Origin of the sequence: Nocardioides speluncae, from assembly GCF_003121585.1 — a bacterium.
GTDB classification, from domain to species: Bacteria; Actinomycetota; Actinomycetes; order Propionibacteriales; family Nocardioidaceae; genus Nocardioides; species Nocardioides speluncae.
Genome location: NZ_QEOO01000005.1, coordinates 121323 through 139855 on the forward strand (window position 1 = coordinate 121323; position 18533 = coordinate 139855).

Below are 18533 nucleotides of genomic sequence, written 5' to 3' on the forward strand. Positions count from 1 at the left end.
CGCAGCCTACCGGTGGGTTACCCAGCCGCGTGCTTCGAGAGACGACAGCAGGTGCTCGGCGCGCCCCTCGGCGACCAGCAGCTCGACCAGGCCGACCGGGCGTCCGGGGTCGTGGTCGATGTGCACGTCCTCGATGTTGACGTCGCTGGCGCCGGCATCGGCGAACAGCCGGGCCAGCTCGCCCGGGTGGTCGGGCACCTGGACGTAGACCGAGCGGGTGGGCCGGACCGGGCCGCCGTGCTTGCCGGGGATCGCCTTGGTGCCGGCGACGCCCTGCTCCAGGATCGCGGTGACCGACTCCCCTTCGCCGGCGTCGACAGCCGAGATCAGCAGCTCCAGCCGGTCGCGCACCTCTGACAACAGAGTGAGTACGGCGTCGGAGTTGGCCGAGATGATCTGCTGCCACAGCCGCGGGTCGCCGGCGGCGATCCGGGTGACGTCGCGGACCCCTTGGCCCGTGAGGGCGAGGTGTCCGGCCGGGGCTTCGGCGAGGCGGCCGGCGACCAGCGCGGCCAGCAGGTGCGGCAGGTGGGAGGTCCGGGCCACCGCCCGATCGTGCTCGTCCGGCGTCATCCGCACCGGCACCGCGCCGCAGCGCAGCGCCAGCGCTTCAACCAGCGTCACTGCCTCCGGTGAGCTCAGGACGTGTGGAGTGATCGCCCACGGCCGGCCCTCGAACAGCGCCGAGCTGGCCGCGAGCGGGCCGGACCGCTCGCTGCCGGCCATCGGGTGGCTGCCGACGTAGCGGTTGCTGCCGGCGCGCCCGGCGACCTCCCGCAGCGGCGCGGTCTTCACGCTTCCGACGTCGGTCACCACCGCGTCGGAGCGGTCCAGCGCGGCGGCGATCTCCGCGCCGAGGTGGTCGGGCGGGACCGATACGACGACCAGCTGCGGCGGCGTACCGTCGAACGGCCTGCCCGCGCCGAGGCCGGACGCGGTCCGCAGATGGTCGGCCGAGGTGTCGCTGAGGAGTACGTCGAGCCCGGAGGCCGCGCAGGCCAGCGCGATGCTGGTGCCGAGCAGCCCTGTGCCGACCACCTGCACCGGCCCGGTCAGCTCGTCCTGGTCACTCATCCGGCACCGAGCGGACTCGGGTCAGGTCCTTGCGCAGCGCGGCCGCGCCGTGCAGGTAGACATGGGTGACCTCGGACTTCGGCAGGTCGGTCTCGACGTGGGCGAGCATCCGCACCACCCGCGGCATCGAGCCGTCGATCTCCAGCTCGCGCGCACAGATCAGCGGCACGTCGCCGAAGCCCAGCTGCCGCGCGGCGTACGCCGGGAACTCCGAGACCAGGTCGGAGGTCGCGGTGAAGATCACCGAGATGAAGTCATCGACATCGAGCCCGTTGCTGGCCATCACATCGGTCACCATCTCGGCCACCCGGCCAAGCATGTGGTCGCGTGTGTCCTCCTCGAGCTGGGTCGCCCCCCTGATCGCCCGCACTGGCACCGCCACTCCTGTCCGCTCGTCGTCCTTACCGCGGTCAGGCTAGCCAACCCAGACGCCCGGGCAGCGCATTGCCCGCTGGTTGAGGTGCGCACCGCCCGCTGGTTGAGGTGCGCACCGCCCGCTGGTTGAGGTGCGCACCGCCCGCTGGTTGAGGAGGTTGCGCTAGCAACCGTCTCGAAACCAAGGGCTAAGCAGGCTGGTATGTCCCGAACGACCAGACGTTCCCCTCAAGGTCGCGGACGGCTGCTCCGCGGCCGCCGTACCCCTCGTCGCGCGGCGTCCGCATCGACGCACCGCCGGCCGCGATCGCCGAGTCATAGGTCTTGTCGACGTCGTCGCAGATCAGGTACGTCGCGCCGACGCCCGCCACCTTCGGCCAGTCGGTGTCGTGGCGGACCGAGCCGAACATGATGCCGCCCCCGGCCGGCCACAGCATCTCGGCGTGCTCGACGATCGTCGGGTCCGCCTCGTTGCGGTAGACGGAGTGCTCGGTGAAGCCGATTGTCTTGAGCCACTCGATCGACTTGTCGACGTCGCTGAAAGCGAAGGTGGCCCAGATTCCGACGGTCATGACAGTCCCTCTCGTTGGTGTTGTCCTTGCACCACCTAGCCTGCGTCCGCCGCCGCGCTGTCGTCTTGAACGAATGGGAACTCCGTGCGCAGCCAGGTCGTCGGCGTGCAGCCGGCTAGCGCCGACCACTCGCGGCTGAGGTGTGCCTGGTCGGCGTACCCGACCTCGGCGGCGACCTCGGCCAGCGACCCGGTGCCGGCGCGATGCCGGAGCAGCAGCCGGTCCCGGCTGCGCTCGAAGCGGGCCAGCCGGTGGTACTCCTTCGGCGTCACGCCGATCTCGGCGCGGAACAGGCTGCCGAGATGCCGCCGGCTGAACCCCACCTCGTCGGCCACCTCGGCCACGCCGATGCCGCGCGTCAGCCGGCCGAGTGCCCGGCCGACCTCCGCCCGCAGCTGCGGCGTCTCGCCGGCGGCGAGCAGGGCGAGCAGTCGCTCCTCGACCAGCCGCAGCCGCTCCGGCCAGGTCAACGGGTCGTGCAGCTGTTCGGGCAGCTCCGCGAGCAGCGGGGTCACCGCGTCGAGCTCGGCGATCTCGGCCGCGAGCGCCCCGAGTGGGGCGCCGAGGAGGGCGCGCACCCCGGCTGCGGTGAGCGCCAGCTGGATGCCGGCCTGGCGGCCGTGGTCGCGGATCTCGGCGGGCGCGGTGTGCAGCCCGGAGACGCAGGACCAGGTACGCCGCATCGTGGCTTCCCGGCCGGCCCAGCCCACCTCCAGCGGCACCTCCACGGGCAGCACGAACGCGAGCGCCGTACTCGGCAGGCCGCGATGCACCCCCGGCGGCTGCACCAGGTCGTAGGCGACCATGCTCTCGACGTACGGGCGCAGCGCTGGCGCCAGCCGCCAGGACTGGTACGACGCGCGCTCCTCGCTCACGACTCCACGGTACGGCGCGGCGCCGACACCGCGGCCGGAGTCACCAGTTCTCCGCGCCCGCCCGCTGCAGCTTGTGCCAGCGCAGCCGGATCCCGTAGAACGCGCTGGCGACCGACTCGATCACCACGAGATACATCACCTGCCGGTAGACCACCTGCTGCAGCGGCAGCACCCACAGCGCCCGCAGCCGCTCGCCGTCCAGCCGGAACGCGTAGGCGGCACCGATGAACTGCACGGCCAGGAACGCCAGCCAGGTCAGCCCGATCACCCGCCAGTCCTCGGTGAACAGGCCGTACACCGCGGCGACGTCGATCACCGGCGCGAGCAGCGGCAGCAGCACCTGGAACAGGAACAGGTAGCTCAGGCCACGCCGACCAAGCTTGCCGGCCGCACCTCGGGAGAGGACCGCACCGCGGTGCTTCCACATCGACTGGAGGGTGCCGTAGCACCAGCGGTACCGCTGCCGCCACAGCTGGCCGAGGGTGGCCGGCGCCTCGGTCCAGGCCAGCGCCGTGGGTGCGTACACCACCCGCCAGCCGGCCCGGCAGATCGCCATCGTCAGGTCGGTGTCCTCGGCGAGGGTGTCGTCGCTGACGCCGCCGACGTCGGCCAGCGCCCGGCGTCGGAACGCCCCGATCGCGCCCGGGACCGTCGGCATGCAGTGCAGCACGTCGAACATCCGGCGGTCCAGGTTGAACCCGATCACGTACTCGACGTGCTGCCAGCGCCCGAGCAGCCCGCGCCGGTTGCCGACCTTGGTGTTGCCCGACACCGCACCGACCCGCTCGTCCTCGAGAGCGGAGACCAGCGCCCGCAAGGTGTCCCGCTCGAAGACCGTGTCGCCGTCGACGAGCACCAGCACGTCGTAGCTGGCCGCGGCGATCCCGGTGTTGAGGGCCGAGGGCTTGCCGCCGTTCACCTGGGTGATCACCCGGACCCCGGCGATCCCGAGCGACCGGGCGATCTCCGCGGTGTCGTCGGTCGAGCCGTCGTCGACGACCACGATCTCGAAGGCCGGGTAGTCGCACGCGGCCAGCGACCGCACGCAGGCCGCGATGCCGGCGGCCTCGTTGTACGCCGGCACCACCACAGTCACCCCGGGCAGCGACGCGTCGTCCGGCGGTACGGCGGAGCGCGCGGCGCGGCGGGTGCCCCGGTCGTGGCGCCGTGCCAGCAGCAGGAGCACCAGCACCCGCAGCACCGCCAGCGCCCCCGCCGCTATGAACAGCACGTTCAGCCCGGTGACCAGCCAGTCCGACAGTTGCACGGTGGCGAGCGTGACCTGGCCACGCAACCGCTGGCCGGTCGACGCCTCGAGCCGCTGCGGCGGGACGTCCATCGCCTCGGACACGGTCGCGAAGGTGTACCCGCGGGCGAGCATGTCGGGGATGTAAGTGTCGAGCGCGGCGACGGTCTGGTCCCGGTCGCCGCCGGCGTCGTGCAGCATCACCACCGCACCGTCGGAGCCTTCCGGAGTGGCCGCCGCGGCGATCGCCTTCGGTCCTGGGCGCGCCCAGTCCCGCGTGTCCAGGTCGGTCAGCACCAGCCGGTAGTTCCCGACCCGGGTCATCGCCCGCCAGAGGTCGTCGGTCAGCACCGACGGGTGCGACGAGAACGGCGGCCGGATCAGGTCGCTGACCTCGCCCGTGGCGGCTGCGATGGCGAGCTGGGTCTGCTCGATCTCCAGCTCGGTCCGCCAGGCCGGCGTGGCGGCCAGGTCCGGGTGGGTGAAGGTGTGTACGCCGATCTCGTGGCCGCCGTCGGCCATCCGCCGCAGCAGTCCGCTACGACCGGCCACGGCGTTCCCGATCACGAAGAAGGTGCCGGGCACCTGGTAGCGGTCCAGGACGTCGAGGATCCGTCCGGTCTCCGGTCCGGGGCCGTCGTCGAAGGTCAGCACGATCGTCTTGGGCGGCACCCGCAGCCCGGGCGCGCCCGGATCGGTGAGGTCGATGATCGGGCCACCGCTGAGGACAGCGGCCGGCACCTCGTCGCTGCCGCCGGTGCTCACCGACCGTTTCGGGCCCTCGCCGTCCTGGCCGTCGAGGATCGCGGCCACCAGCAGCAGAACCGCGACCACGGCGAGAAACTGGCCGAGCAGGAACCAGTGAGACCGCGGCTGGCGCCTACTGTCAGGGGCCGCCGCACGTCTGGCGCGGCTCACGGATTCCTGGTCTGCCCCGGCGGCGTCGGCTTGTCGCCGGGCGCCTTGGTCTGGCCGGGTGCGGTGGTCGGCGCGTGCGTGTTCGGCGATCGCGTCTGACCCGGCGCCGTCGCCGAGGGCGCCTCACTCGGCGCGGGCGACTGGCCCGGCGAGGTGGGTGCGTTACCGGGCGAGGTCGGCGAACTGCCGGGGCTCGACGGCGAGGCGCTGTCGCTGGGCAGACCGGGATCCGACGGGTCGTCGGAGTCGGGAGACTCCCCCGGGCTGCCGTCGGGCTGCTCGTCCGACGCCTCGCTCTGGGTGACCGGCCGCGGCCGCGGCGCCGGGTTGCCGAACTGCTCGGTGAGTGGCTTGGTGATCGGCTTGACGACGCCGGGCAGCGTGACGTCGGTGGCGACGCTGACGACGATCAGGCCGAGGCAGCCCAGGACAGCCACGGCCAGCAGCGCCATCACCACGCGGATTCCGCGGACCCGCCGGCCTGACGGGTCGACGAAGACCGGGCTGTCCGCCTCGTTGTCGTGCATGCCCCTCGTCCTTCCCGCACCCAGATCCGGAGAGATCTTAGATCAGGTCGGCGGCGATGCCGAGTCCTCAGCTCACAGCTTCGCGCTGTCGAGGAGCACGCCGAGCTCGTCGCGGGTCAGCTCGCGCAGCTCGCCGGTCTTCAGCCCGGCGAGCTTCACCGGGCCGATCACGGTCCGGGTGAGGCGCCGTACCGGATGCCCGAGGTGGTCGAGCAGTCTGCGGACGATCCGGTTGCGGCCCTCGTGGATGGTCAGCTCGACGATCGAGCGGCCCTTCGCGCCGCCGTCGCCGGCTGAGACCAGCCGGGCGCTGTTCACCGCGATCGGGCCGTCGTCCAGAGTGACGCCTTCGCGGAGCCGGTCCAGCGTCGCCTTGGTGACCTCACCGTCAACCTCGGCGACGTAGGTCTTGTCCAGCTCGTACGACGGGTGCGCGACCCGCTGGGCGAAGTCGCCGTCGTTGGTGAGCAGGATCAGCCCGGAGGTGTCGGTGTCGAGCCGGCCGACGTGGAAGAGCCGCTCCGGACGGTCCGCGACCAGGTCGCCCAGGGACCGGCGGCCTTCGGGGTCCGACATAGTCGAGACCACTCCCCTGGGCTTGTTCAGCACCAGGTAGACGTGCGGGCTCACCGGCGGCAGTCGCTTCCCGTCGACGCGGATCACCGCGGTCCGTGGGTCGACCTTGGTGCCGAGCCGGGTCACGATCTCACCGTCCACCTCGACCAGCCCGTCGAGCATCAGCTCCTCGCACTTGCGTCGGCTGGCGACGCCGGACTGGGCCAGGAGCTTCTGCAGCCTGACCAGACCGTCGTCGTCGGTGTCGATCACGCGGGCTCGTCTGAGCTGGCCGGCTCCGGAGCCGGCTCGGTCGGTGGCGGCTCCTCGGGGCCGCCGGCCAGCGCGGCCAGGTCCTCCTCGAGGTCCTCCATCTCCGGGAGGTACGGCGCCAGCTCGGGCAGCTCGTCCAGCGAGCTGATCCCGATCCGCTCCAGGAAGTAGGCGGTGGTGCGATAGAGGTGGGCGCCGGTCTCGTGGTCCTCGCCGGACTCCTCGACCAGGCCGCGCGCCAGCAGCGTGCGCATCACGCCGTCGACGTTGACTCCGCGGATCGCGGACACCCGGCCGCGGGACACGGGCTGCTTGTAGGCCACCACGGCCAGGGTCTCGAGCGCCGCCTGGGTGAGCCGGGCCTGCTGGCCGTCCAGCACGAAGCCCTCGACGACCGCGGCGTACTCCTCGCGGGTGTAGAACCGCCAGCCGCCGCCAACGTTGCGCAGGTCGAAGCCGCGGCCCTGCTCGGTGTACTCGGCGGCGAGCTCGCGCAGCGCCGTCTCGACCTCCTCGACCGGATAGCCTGCGGCGGACGCGAGCAGCATCCCGTCCAGCGGTTGGTCGGCGACCATCAAGATCGCCTCCAGTGCCGGCCGCAGCTCGGTCACCGCGACCGCCAGCGTCTCGTCGCTCACGCGTTCTCCTCGTTCTCATCGGGTACGGCGGCCAGCGCCGGCCCGTCGTCCGGCCCGGACTCGTCGCCGTTCGACGGCTCGCCGTCGAACTCGTCGTCGATCTCGATCTCGCCCTCCTCGGCACCGGTCCAGCGGATGCTCAGCTCGCCCATCGGGGTCACCTGGTCGAAGGCGACCGCACCCTCCCGGAACAGCTCCAGCAGCGACAGGAACCGGGCCACGGTGGTCATCAGGTCGGGCGAGTCGCCGCACAGCGACCGGAAGCTCATGGTGCCGCTGCGCCGCAGCCGGTCGACCACGAGCGCGGCCTGCTCGCGGACGCTGACCTTGTGGGCGTGGATGTGCTGCAGCGACACCTCGGGAATCGGCTTCGGCTCCATCGCCTTGGCCGCCAGCCCGGCGAACTGGTCGAGCCCGATCCCGATCAGCACCTCGGGCAGCAGCGACGCGAACCGCTCCTCCAGGCCGACCGCGCGCGGGAACCGCTTCGCCTCGTCGGCGAGCCGACGCTCGAGCACGCCGGCGACCTGCTTGAACGCCTTGTACTGCAGCAGCCGGGCGAACAGCAGGTCCCGCGCCTCCAGCAGCGCCAGGTCTTCCTCGTCCTCGACGTCGCCCTGCGGCAGCAGCCGGGCGGCCTTCAGGTCCAGCAGCGTGGACGCGACCAGCAGGAACGACGTGGTCTGCTCCAGGTCCCAGCGGCTGCCGCCGTCCTTGACGTGGGCGATGAACTCGTCGGTGACCTTGGACAGCGCGATCTCGGTGATGTCGAGCTTGTGCTTGGCGATCAGGTTGAGCAGCAGGTCGAACGGGCCCTCGAAGTTGTCGAGGCGGACCTCGAAGGCCGGTGTCTGCTCGGGGTGCTCCCGCGGCCGGTCGGCGGGTTGGCCGACTGCCGTCGTCGTGGTGGCTGGGTTCACGGTTGGATCAGTCGCTGGACGAGCACGCTGTCCTCGCCGTTGGCCTCGAAGTCGGCCAGCGTGATCGCCAGCGCCTCGCGGACCAGCCGGCCCCGGTCGACGGCGAGACCATGCGTGCTGCGCAGCAACAGGCGGGCATGCTCGATGTCGAGCAGCTCGTCGCTGGTGATGTAGACCGTCATCTTCTCGTCGTGGCGGACCCGGCCGCTCGGCTTCTTCTCGGCGACGGGCCTGCGCTTGCGGCGTACCGGGGTGGGCTCGGGCAGCTCGTCATCGACCGGCTCCGGGTCCGGTACGACATCGGGCACGGCCGCGACATGCCGTGCGCGGCGCGCGGCCCGGTGCAGGTCGACAGGATCGGCCGCCGGCTGGGCGCCACCCTCGCCGGTCGACCGGAACAGGTCATCTGCCGACGGCAGGCTCACCCGTCGAGCCAACGCGCCAGCACCTCCTTGGCAAGTAGTCGGTACGAGTCGGCACCGGCTGAGCTGGAGGCGTAGGTGGTGATCGGCTCACCGGCGACGGTCGAGTCGGAGAACTTCACGGTACGCCGGATCACGGTGTGGAAGACGACGTCTCCCCATGCCTGCACCAGCCGCTCCATGACCTCGCGGCCGTGCAGGGTGCGGCCGTCGTACATGGTGCCGAGGACGCCGTCGATCTCGAGCTTCGGGTTGAGCCGCTCCTGCACCTTGTCGATCGTGGTCTTGAGCAGCGCAACCCCGCGCAGGGCGAAGTACTCGCACTCCAGCGGCACCAGCACGCCGTCGGACGCCGTCAGCGCGTTGACGGTCAGCAGCCCGAGGGACGGCTGGCAGTCGATGATGATCACGTCGTACTTGTCCATCGCCGGCTTCAGCACCCGGGTCAGGGTCTGCTCGCGCGCCACCTCGTGCACCAGCTGCACCTCAGCGGCCGACAGGTCGATGTTGGAGGGCAGCAGGTCCATCCCGGGTACGCCGGACGGCACCACGACCTCCTCAAGGGTGACGTCACGCTCGAGGAGGAGGTTGTAGATGGTGAACTCCATCTCGTGCGGGTGCAGACCGAGCCCGACCGACAGCGAGCCCTGCGGGTCGAAGTCGACCAGCAGTACCTTGCGTCCGAACTCGGCCAGCGAGGCGCCGAGGTTGATCGCGGTCGTGGTCTTGCCGACCCCGCCCTTCTGGTTGCACATCGAGACGACGCGAGCCGGACCATGACTGGTCAGCGGCTTGGGCTCGGGGATGTTCGGCCACGGTCGGCCGGTAGGCCCGATCTCGTTGGTGGCGGACATGATCGCGCCGCGGGCCACGTTCCTCTTGGCGGTCGCGGGCGGCGGTTCGAACGGGATGGTCTCGGTCATTCGGTCCTCAGTTCCAGCCCGCGACGGGCCGGTCGGTGGTCGGCGCGGCGGCATCTCGGGTGCGGTGCTCCCGTGTCCACCCGACGGTCCGCCAACGCTCATCTGCCGCTCCTCATTCTTGCCCTCCGAATTGTCGACTTGGGGACAACACGCCATGTCACCTCGTCAAGTCTCCGCGCGACTCTAGGCCCGCCCTTCGATGCCCACAACATCAACCCCTGTTCTCCCCCGTTCCACCCGAAATCTGTGTACGACCTGTGCACGAGCCCCCGCTCCCATGCACAGGCAACCCCCCGCCTGTGCACAAGACCTGTGGACAGACAGGGGGTTCGGACAGGGTGGATCAGGCGGTCAGCGCGGGCTCCCGGTCCGGTCGGCCGGCTCGGCCGTGGCCGACGAGCAGCAGACCGGATGCGATCAGGAGCAGCGGAAGCGGCGACCATCCGAAAGCCACGAACGTGACGACCACCCAGGCCGCGATCGCCCAGGCGATGAACGGCGGCGGCGTGATCCCGCGTCGTTCCAGCCACAGCACGGTCACACCGACCAGGAGCAGCGGCGGGCCGAAGCTGTACAGCGTGTACCAGAACGTGGCGACGGGCTCGCTCCAGGCGCCGAAGTCCTGCCCGCCGGCGCTCCACAGCGACCCGTCGAACCACCGGTTCGCGTTGTCCGGTGCGGTCTCGATGAGGCTGCCGGTCGTGTGCCCGATCCCGCACAGGGTGATGATCCAGCCCGCCCACTTGATCATGACGACGCTCCTGCCGCGCCTCGGCCGACGTTCGCCCGGTTGCGCCAGGCGCGCTCCCACTGGCGGGTCAGGGCCGGGTACACGATGAGGTACCGGAACGGCGCGATCGCGGCCATGTAGAGACTCCCGAGGCGACCGTTGGGCTTGACCAGCACCGCCATTCGGAGCTCGTACTCGCCATTGTCGATCGGCACCCAGCCCAGGTGGCAGATGCCGTGGACGGTCTTGTTGATGAGCTCCAGCGCGCACTCGTTGGGCAGCTCGTAGACGGGCTCGAGCGGAGTGTTCCCCTCCTCCAGGCGGACCGGAGCCGCCTGCAGGTCGGCTGGCAGCCGGTCCTTGAGCGGTCGGACGCCGGGTGCTGCCGCTTCACCGTCCTTGTCCCAGCCGAGCAGGGCGCCGAGCTTCCAGCGGATCGCGAACAGGAACCGGACCAGCGGACCCGCCTCGTCCGGGCCGCCCCGGCTGTTCAGCGCGTCGAGCATGACCGGGAAGTCGTCGGGTCCGGCACCGGGCGTGCGGTACCGCCACACGTCCTCGATCCGGAAGTCGGGCACGATCTCGTGGATCCGCCAGGGCTGCTCGGTGTGCGCGGTCGCCGGTAGCTTCGTCATGCCTCCACGATCGACGGCCGGGAGGCGGCGTACCTCACCCGGAGGTCGCGGCCCTCTCATCCTCGAGGATGAGGTCCGACCAGTCCGGTCTCGTAGGCAAGGACGACTGCCTGGACCCGGTCGCGCAGCCCGAGCTTGGCCAGCACCTGCCCGACGTGGGTCTTCACCGTGGCCTCCGACAGGTGCAGCCGGCCGGCGATCTCACGGTTGCTGTCGCCAGTGGCCAGCTCCAGCAGCATCTCGAACTCGCGCGGTGTCAGCGCGGCGCGGATCTCCGCGGCCCGCGCGCTGTCGGCGTACGGCGTGGTGGCGACGTGCTCGATCAGCCGGCGGGTGGTCGAGGGCGCGACCACTCCGTGGCCCGCGTGCACGGTGCGGATGGCGTCGACGATCTGCTCGCTCCGCGCGTCCTTCAGCAAGAATCCGCTCGCCCCGGCCCGCAGCGCCGGCAGCGCGTACTCGTCGAGGTCGAAGGTGGTCAGCGCGATCACCCGGCACCCCGGCTGCTCGGCGGTGACCACGGCCGTGGCCTGGATACCGTCCATGCGCGGCATCCGCAGGTCCATGAGTACGACGTCGACGCGGCGCGCACGCACCAGGGCGACCGCCTCGTGGCCGTCGGCCGCCTCCCCCACCAGCTCGAGGTCGGGCTGGCTCTCGACCATCATCCGGAGCGCGGAGCGCATCAGCTCCTGGTCGTCCACCACCACGACGCGAATCGCACTCACAGTGGCACCCTCGCACGCACCCGCCAGCCGCCGTCCACCGGTCCGGCCTCGATCGTCCCGCCGACGGCACGGACCCGCTCCCGCATGCCGGCGATCCCGCGGCCCGCACCGGACGCGGCTGGGGACGCCGTACCGGTGTTGGTCACCAGCACCTCGAGCCCGCCGTCCGCAGCCGTCACCGCCACACGCGCCGTCGGCTGCCCGCCCGCGTGCCTGGTGACGTTGGTGAGCGCCTCCTGGACGACCCGGTAGACGGTCAGGCCGACAGCGGGCGACACGCGGAGATCCTCGGCTGCAGTGAGCTCCACCTCGATCCCCGCGGCGCGTACCCGGTCGACCAGGGCCGGTAGCTCGGCGAGCCCGGGCTGGGGCTCCTCGGTGGTCGAGTGCTCGTCGCGCAGCACTCCGAGCAGCCCGCGCATCTCGATCAGCGCCTCCCGGCCGGTCTCGGCGATGGTGTCGAGGATCTCCGACGCCCGCTCGGGCGCGTTCGGCACCACCAGCCGCCCGGCCTCGGCGTGCGAGACCACCACGGCCAGCGAGTGGGCCACGACGTCGTGCATCTCACGCGCGATCCGGCGGCGCTCGTCGGCGACCAGCCGCTCGGCGAGCTGGGCCGCCCGCGTGGCGCGGTAGCGGCCCAGCGCCCAGGCGGCGACGGTCCCGCCGAATGCGGTGGCGCCCAGCAGCAGCCACCACGCCCAGGCGTCGATCGGCGCACCGGTGAAGCCCCAGAGCCGCGCCAGAGCAACGCAGCAGCCCGCCAGGCCGACACCGAGCGCGACGGTCGGCCACGGAGCCCGGGCGTGCGTGCTCACGGCGTACAGCAGCGGCAGGAAGCACAGGCTGCTCGGCAGCAGGATCGCGCTGTAGTCCGGGGAGTCCACCACGGCGGTGGCACCGGCGAGGTCTGGCACGGCCGCGAGTGCCGCGCACGCGAGCGCACCCACGGCAAAGGACGGCACCGGCCAGCGACGGGCCGTCGCTATCGGGGCATGTACGGCGAGCAGTGCGCCGGCCAGCACCGCCACCCACGGCGTCGACAGTCCGCCGTCCCGGACCGCCGGCACGGCCGTCGGCAGCAGGACCAGCGCCATCGCCGCGGCGAGCACGAGCTGCTCCGCGCTGCCGAGCCAGCGCGGTCCGGGTCCGGCGACAGCGAGCGACACGCAGTCAACCTACTGCTCAGCGATAGGTCAGCCGGCGCAGCAGGACCTCCAGCGGCCCACGGATGTCGCGACGCCGCATCCACTCCGCGATCCCGACGGTCGCCAGCCAGGTCGCCAGCGCCAGCAGCGAGCACTGCCAGATCCGCAGCTCGGTGCCGAGGTCCAGGAGGTACGGCGCGAACGCGACCAGCCAGACCACCGACTGCAGCACGTAGCAGGTCATCGACCGCTGACCGACCGCCTGCAAGGCGTGCCCGACCGGCCCGGGGGCGTCCTGGCGGCGCGAGGCCCACAGCGCGATCGCCACGGCGTACGCCGGCCCGCCGGCGTACCCGGTCAGCGCGTGCAGGTAGCCGAGCCCGACCGCCAGCCCCGCGTTGTCGTGCGGGATCACGTCGGCGATCACCAGCCCGAGAGGGAGTCCGCCCAGCACCGACACCGTGATGCCGATGACCGCGAACCGAGTCAGCGCGTCCCGGTGCGGGCCTGGGTCCTCCAGCAGCCGGTGCCGAGCCGCCCAGATGCCGAGCATGAACGCGCCCGCCGCGGTGGTCGCCGCGAACGGCGCGGCGAGCAGGATCCCGCCGGCCCGGTACACCGCGGCGAGCAGCGGGTTGTCCTCGGATACGGCCGCGAGCAGCTGGTCGGACGGCGCCGGCCAGGACAGGAGCGCGTAGACGACCGAGCCGAGCAACATCCAGATCCCGGCGTACCAGAACAGCCGCCGCGAGCGGGCCCGGACCGAGGAGACCAGGACGATCGCGAGCAGCGCGTAGGCGGTGATGATGTCGGCGTAGAAGAGCAGGGTCGCGTGCAGGAAGCCGATCACGAACATCCACCGGCCGCGCTTGCGGAGCAGCTTCTTCGTCGTGTCCCAGGCCGCGCCCGCGCGCTCCTGCCGCCGGGTGATCTGGACCAGGCCGTAGCCGAACAGCGCCGCGAACATCGTGTAGGACCGGCCGTCCACGATCACCGTCAGCAGCACCGCGACCAGCCCGTCGACGAACGCGCCGGTGACCGGCATCGCCCGGACCGTGGTCGTGCCTGGCCAATGCAGGAAGGTGTGCGCGTTGGCGAGCGCGATGAACAGCAGCAGACCACCGCGGGCGACATCGGGACCGAGTGCCCGAGCGGTGACCGCTGTGGGCCCGGTGACGGGAGGTGCGTGCGCGGCGCTGGTCATGACCTCGACGCTATTGCCGCGGCCGGGTCGGCCGGATCCTTCTTTAGTCGCGACCTGCCCCTACTCCCGGGGGATGACGAGCCCTAGCCTGTCCGCATCGCAACGGCACCCGAAGACAGACCGCTACGCATCGGCATGCTGACACCGCCATGGTTCGAGGTGCCACCAGCCGGCTACGGCGGCATCGAGAACGTCGTCGCCGGACTCGTCGACCAACTCGTCGCGCGCGGCCACCACGTCACTCTGCTCAGCGCCGGCCGCGACCTCACAGATGCGCAACGGCACGTTCCGGTGTTCGCCGAGACAGCCCAGGAACCCGTCGGGACCGGCCTGGTCGAGACCGGGTACGCGGCACGAGCAGAGGCCATCCTGCGGGACCTCGAACTCGACATCATCCACGATCACACGCTGGCGGGAGTTCTCTCCGCACCAGGCCGCCGAGTCCCGACCGTCCATACGGTGCACAATCCGGTTCGTGGCCGCTTCGGCGACTACCTGCGAGCCCTGGGCAGCACCATCGACCCGGTTGCCATCTCTCGCGCCCAGATCACCGCGGCCCCAGACCTGCCCTGGGCCGGATGCGTGCTCAACGGACTGGATCTCAGCCGATTCCCCTACCAGCCGGCGAAGTCCGACTATGTGCTGTTCCTGGGCCGCATCCTGCCGGAGAAGGGAACCCACCTGGCGATCGACGCCGCTGCGGAGGCACGTGTACGGATCGTCGTCGCTGGTCCGTGCGAGGACCCACGAGAGCAGACCTACTTCGATGCCGAGATCCGCCCGCGCCTCGGCCGATACGCCGAATGGTTCGGCCCAGCCGACTTCGCCGCCAAGACCAAGCTCCTGTCGTCCGCCCGCGCGGTTCTCTGCCCCTTCCAATGGGAGGAGCCGTTCGGCCTGGTCGTGGCAGAGGCGATGGCGTGTGGCACACCGGTCATCGCCACGCCACGCGGCGCGGCACCTGAGCTGATTCGAAACAATGTCACCGGATTCCTCACCCCACCCGGCGGCATGGCCCAGGCGATCCAACAAGCAGCGACGATCGAACCGCTGGCCTGCCGGACTCACGCCGAGACGACCTTCGGCCTGGACGAGATGGCAAGGTGCTACGAACGGATCTACCGCAACTGCATCGCGTGCCGCGGACGGGGCTGAGCTCACCCGAGCCGGTGCAGCGCGGTGCCGAGTACGACGGGCTCGCCCGCCTCGTCGGACGCGTCGAGGTCGACGACGGCGTCGATTACCCAGTCGTGATCGCCCTCGGGGTCGTCCAGCGTCTGCCGGATCGTCCAGAGCCGTGCGGGCTCCGCATCGTCCCCAGCACCCGGCGGTACGCCGGTCTCCGCGGTCACTGCGAGCAGTTTCGGACTGCGTGCGTCCGCGCCGATGCCGATCTCGTCGTGCTCGGCGTAGTACTCCTCCAGCGCCTCGTCCCAGCGGGACCGGGTCATCTGCACCTCGCGCGGCGGCTCGGCCCGGTCCGCGTTCGCCCGTTCCAGCTTGACCAGCGCGTCGATGTCGTCGCGGGCGCAGAGCTCGACGCGCCGGAACAGCTGGTTGCGGATCATCACCGTGAATGGTCGCTCCTGCTGCGAGATCGGCCGTGGTGTGGACGGCGGCCGGTGCTCGATGTCGGCGTCGGCGGCGCGCTGGATCGACTCGGGGTCGGTGAGCGCCTCCCACTCGTCCAGCAGCGAGGAGTCGGTCTGCCGCACTGTCTCCCCCAGCCACTCGACCAGGTCCTCGAAGTCCGGCGTCTTGTGGGTCTCCGGCACCGTCTGCCGCAGCGTCCGGTAGGCATCGGTGAGGTACCGCAGCACCAGCCCCTCGGAGCGGGCCAGCTGGTAGCGGGCGACGAACTCGGTGAACGTCATCCCCTGCTCGTACATCTCACGCACGATCGACTTCGGCGACAGCGCGTCCTCGGGCAGCCACGGGTGGCTCTGCCGGTAGGTCTCGTAGAGCGCGCCGAGCAGCTCGGCCAGCGGCTGCGGCCAGGTGATCTGGTCCAGCAGCGCCATCCGCTCGTCGTACTCCACGCCGTCGGCCTTCATCTCGTTGACGGCCTCGCCGCGGGCGGCGTACTGCTGGGCGAACAGGATCTGCCGCGGCGCCTCCAGCACCGCCTCGACCACCGAGATCACGTCGAGCAGGTACGACGGCTCCTCGCGGTCGAGCACGTCCAGGGCCGCCAGCGCGAAGTGCGCGAGCGGCTGGTTGAGCGCGAAGTCCACGGGCAGGTCCACAGTGAGGACGTACCGCCGGCCGTCCCGGTCGAGCTCGTCCAGCCGGGTGAGTACGCCGGAGTGGACCAGGCTGCGGCCGAGCCGGAGCGCCCGCCTGGCGAGCTTCAGCCGGTTTCGCGGCAGTTCGTGGTTGTCGGTGAGCAGCCGGCGCAGCACCGGGAACGCGTCCTCCTCCCGGGCCACGACGTTGAGCAGCATCGAGTTGTCGACCTTCATCCGCGACACCAGCTGCTCCGGTACGCCGGCGACCAGCTTGTCGAAGGTCTGCTCGGTCCACACCACCGAGCCCTCGGGCGGCTTCTTCAGCTGCGCCTTCGACTTCTTCTTCGGGTTGGCCGCGTTCTTCGCCTCGGCCTTCGCCTTGGCCCGCTCGTTCTCGATGACGTGCTCGGGCGCCTGTACGACGACGTACCCGGCCACATCGAAGCCGGCACGACCGGCGCGGCCCGCGATCTGCAGGAACTCCCGCGTCCGCAGGATCCGGGACCGCGACCCGTCGAACTTCGCCAACCCGGTGAACAGCACGGTCCGGATCGGCACGTTGATGCCGACGCCCAGGGTGTCGGTCCCGCAGACCACCCGCAGCAGCCCGCTCTGCGCGAGCTGCTCGACCAGCCGCCGGTACTTCGGCAGCATCCCGGCGTGGTGCACGCCGATCCCGCTCCGCAGCAGCTTGCTCAGCGTCTTCCCGAAGCCGGCGCCGAACCGGAACGCGCCGATCTTGGCGGCGATCGCCTCCTTCTGCTCGGCCGGGATCTTCGAGACCACCGAGCCGAGCAGCGTTGTGGCGTGCTCGACCGCCGCGGCCTGGGTGAAGTGCACGACGTACACCGGGGCCTGGTTGGTGGTGACCAGCTCTTCGAGCGTCTCGGCCAGCGGGTCCAGCGCCCAGGTGAAGGTCAGCGGCACCGGCCGCTCGGCGTCGGCGACGACCACGGTCTCGCGTCCGTTGCGACGGGTGATGTCTTCCACGAAGAACGTCACGTCGCCGAGCGTGGCCGACATCAGCAGGAACTGCGCCTGCGGCAGCTCCAGCAGCGGCACCTGCCAGGCCCAGCCGCGGTCCGGCTCGGCGTAGAAGTGGAACTCGTCCATGATCACCAGGCCGACGTCGGCTTCGGAACCCTCGCGGAGGGCGATGTTGGCCAGCACCTCAGCGGTGCAGCAGATGATCGGGGCGTCGGCATTGACCGCAGCGTCGCCGGTCAGCATGCCGACGTTGTCGGCGCCAAAGACCTCGCAGAGTGCGAAGAACTTCTCGCTCACCAGCGCCTTGATCGGCGCGGTGTAGAAGCTGACCCGGTCCTCGGCCAGCGCCGCGAAGTGGGCCGCGGTGGCCACCATCGACTTCCCCGACCCGGTCGGCGTCGCCAGGATGACGTTGTGGCCGCTGAGCAGCTCGATCGTGGCCTCGTCCTGGTGCGGGTAGAGGCTCAGTCCCTCGTCGTCCACCCAGCCGGTGAACGCGTCGTACACGCTGTCCGCGTCGGCTTTCTTGGGGATCCGGGCCGTGAGCCCTCGGTGGTCGAGCTTGTCGAGACTCACGCGCGCGCCCTCGGGTGCGCGGTCGCGAAGACCTCGCGCAGGTTGTCGACGGTCACCAGCGTGTAGACCTGGGTCGTGGTCACCGAGGCGTGCCCGAGCAGCTCTTGTACGACGCGCACGTCGGCGCCGCCGTCGAGCAGGTGGGTCGCGAACGAGTGCCGCATCGTGTGCGGCGAGACGTCGGCGGTTATCCCGGCCCGGTCCGCGGCCTTCACCAGCACCGCCCACGCGCTCTGCCGCGACAGCCGGCCGCCGCGCGCGTTCAGGAACAGCGCGCCGCCCATACTCTTGGCGGTCGAGCTTGTCGAGACCCCGACAGAGGCCAGCGCCGGCCGGCCCCGGACCAGGTACGCCGACACCGCCTCCCGTGCGAACGATCCCACCGGCACCAGCCGCTCCTTGCCGCCCTTGCCGCGCAGCAGCACGGTCCCCTGGCTCTCGTCGGTCAGGTCGAGGTCGTCCACGTCCAGCCCGACCGCCTCGGAGATCCGGGCGCCGGTGCCGTAGAGCATCTCCAGCAGCGCCCGGTCCCGCAGCGCGAGGGTGGTACCGGCCGCGCCGGCGGCATCCAGGATCGCCTCGACCTCGGTCAGCGGCAGCGCCTTCGGCAGCCGCTTCACCGGCGACGGCGGCTTCACGGCGCCGGCCGGGTCGTGGGTGGCCAGCCCGTCTCGGACCGCGAACTTGTGGAAGCCGCGCACCGCGACCACCGTCCGTGCCGCCGATGACGAGCTCAGTGCCGGGTGCTCGCCGTCGCCCTCGCGGAGCCGGACCAGGAAGGAGGCAACCGTCGCCTCGGTCACCTGGTCCAGCGCCGCGACGCCGACCTCGTGCAAGTACTCCAGGTACCTGCGCAGGTCGCGCCGGTACGACGACAGGGTGTTGGCGGCCAGCCCGCGCTCGACGCTGAGGTGGTCGAGGTACGTGCGAACCGCACGGCCTGGCTCGGACTCGGTCACCAGGCCTCCCTCCACGTCAT

At 71.2% G+C, this 18533-nt stretch carries 19 protein-coding genes; 1 reads left to right on the plus strand and 18 read right to left on the minus strand.

Annotated elements, in window-relative coordinates:
* Positions 1-6 precede the first annotated feature (6 nt).
* The 16 genes from DDV73_RS03000 to DDV73_RS03075 form a co-directional block, all read right to left on the minus strand.
* On the minus strand, positions 7-1074 hold the full coding sequence (locus tag DDV73_RS03000) for a prephenate dehydrogenase (protein ID WP_109505756.1): 1068 nt from the start codon (positions 1072-1074) through the stop codon (positions 7-9).
* On the minus strand, positions 1067-1444 hold the full coding sequence (gene aroH, locus DDV73_RS03005; RefSeq protein WP_240617073.1) for a chorismate mutase: 378 nt from the start codon (positions 1442-1444) through the stop codon (positions 1067-1069). Before aroH ends, DDV73_RS03000 begins: the two co-directional genes overlap by 8 nt.
* Before the next feature lie 193 nt (positions 1445-1637).
* Positions 1638-2021, minus strand: a complete 384-nt coding sequence (locus tag DDV73_RS03010) for a VOC family protein (RefSeq protein ID WP_109505757.1) — start codon at positions 2019-2021, stop codon at positions 1638-1640.
* Between the two features lie 35 nt (positions 2022-2056).
* A complete protein-coding gene (locus DDV73_RS03015) occupies positions 2057-2896 on the minus strand; it encodes a helix-turn-helix domain-containing protein (RefSeq protein WP_240617074.1) in 840 nt (279 codons plus the stop codon).
* A gap of 40 nt (positions 2897-2936) precedes the next feature.
* On the minus strand, positions 2937-4976 hold the full coding sequence (locus tag DDV73_RS03020; RefSeq protein ID WP_240617075.1) for a bifunctional polysaccharide deacetylase/glycosyltransferase family 2 protein: 2040 nt from the start codon (positions 4974-4976) through the stop codon (positions 2937-2939).
* An 80-nt stretch (positions 4977-5056) separates the two neighbouring features.
* Positions 5057-5587: a hypothetical protein gene (locus tag DDV73_RS03025; RefSeq protein WP_109505759.1), complete on the minus strand. Its 531-nt coding sequence runs from the start codon at positions 5585-5587 to the stop codon at positions 5057-5059.
* A gap of 72 nt (positions 5588-5659) precedes the next feature.
* A complete protein-coding gene (locus DDV73_RS03030) occupies positions 5660-6415 on the minus strand; it encodes a pseudouridine synthase (protein ID WP_109505760.1) in 756 nt (251 codons plus the stop codon).
* The gene (gene scpB / locus DDV73_RS03035; protein ID WP_276310078.1) at positions 6412-7053 is read right to left on the minus strand and encodes an SMC-Scp complex subunit ScpB; all 642 of its coding nucleotides are present in this window, start codon (positions 7051-7053) and stop codon (positions 6412-6414) included. Before scpB ends, DDV73_RS03030 begins: the two co-directional genes overlap by 4 nt.
* Positions 7050-7973 (minus strand): segregation and condensation protein A, encoded by a 924-nt coding sequence (locus DDV73_RS03040; protein ID WP_109505761.1) that lies wholly within the window; start codon positions 7971-7973, stop codon positions 7050-7052. The genes scpB and DDV73_RS03040 overlap by 4 nt, the downstream gene beginning before the upstream one ends.
* Positions 7970-8410, minus strand: coding sequence for a hypothetical protein (locus DDV73_RS03045; RefSeq protein WP_109505762.1), 441 nt, complete (start codon positions 8408-8410; stop codon positions 7970-7972). The genes DDV73_RS03040 and DDV73_RS03045 overlap by 4 nt, the downstream gene beginning before the upstream one ends.
* Positions 8395-9318 carry a ParA family protein gene (locus DDV73_RS03050; protein ID WP_420818465.1) on the minus strand — a complete coding sequence of 308 codons (924 nt, stop codon included), beginning with the start codon at positions 9316-9318 and terminating at the stop codon, positions 8395-8397. Before DDV73_RS03050 ends, DDV73_RS03045 begins: the two co-directional genes overlap by 16 nt.
* Before the next feature lie 343 nt (positions 9319-9661).
* Entirely contained in the window at positions 9662-10069 is a 408-nt protein-coding gene (locus DDV73_RS03055; RefSeq protein WP_109505763.1) for a DUF6463 family protein, read from the minus strand.
* Positions 10066-10683 (minus strand): DUF2867 domain-containing protein, encoded by a 618-nt coding sequence (locus DDV73_RS03060; protein WP_109505764.1) that lies wholly within the window; start codon positions 10681-10683, stop codon positions 10066-10068. The genes DDV73_RS03055 and DDV73_RS03060 overlap by 4 nt, the downstream gene beginning before the upstream one ends.
* 56 nt (positions 10684-10739) lie before the next feature.
* Positions 10740-11411 (minus strand): response regulator transcription factor, encoded by a 672-nt coding sequence (locus DDV73_RS03065; RefSeq protein ID WP_276310079.1) that lies wholly within the window; start codon positions 11409-11411, stop codon positions 10740-10742.
* Positions 11408-12580 carry a sensor histidine kinase gene (locus DDV73_RS03070; RefSeq protein ID WP_240617076.1) on the minus strand — a complete coding sequence of 391 codons (1173 nt, stop codon included), beginning with the start codon at positions 12578-12580 and terminating at the stop codon, positions 11408-11410. Before DDV73_RS03070 ends, DDV73_RS03065 begins: the two co-directional genes overlap by 4 nt.
* A gap of 16 nt (positions 12581-12596) precedes the next feature.
* Positions 12597-13763: a DUF418 domain-containing protein gene (locus DDV73_RS03075; protein ID WP_109505765.1), complete on the minus strand. Its 1167-nt coding sequence runs from the start codon at positions 13761-13763 to the stop codon at positions 12597-12599.
* A 135-nt stretch (positions 13764-13898) separates the two neighbouring features.
* Between DDV73_RS03075 and DDV73_RS03080 the strand changes: the two genes are divergently transcribed.
* Positions 13899-14918 (plus strand): glycosyltransferase family 4 protein, encoded by a 1020-nt coding sequence (locus tag DDV73_RS03080; RefSeq protein ID WP_109505766.1) that lies wholly within the window; start codon positions 13899-13901, stop codon positions 14916-14918.
* Positions 14919-14920: 2 nt separating this feature from the next.
* On the opposite strand, the gene DDV73_RS03085 is transcribed toward DDV73_RS03080, so the two are convergent.
* Both DDV73_RS03085 and xerD read right to left on the minus strand, forming a co-directional pair.
* Positions 14921-17554, minus strand: a complete 2634-nt coding sequence (locus DDV73_RS03085; RefSeq protein ID WP_109505767.1) for a DEAD/DEAH box helicase — start codon at positions 17552-17554, stop codon at positions 14921-14923.
* Positions 17551-18513 carry a site-specific tyrosine recombinase XerD gene (gene xerD, locus DDV73_RS03090; RefSeq protein ID WP_206050673.1) on the minus strand — a complete coding sequence of 321 codons (963 nt, stop codon included), beginning with the start codon at positions 18511-18513 and terminating at the stop codon, positions 17551-17553. The genes DDV73_RS03085 and xerD overlap by 4 nt, the downstream gene beginning before the upstream one ends.
* Positions 18514-18533: the final 20 nt, after the last annotated feature.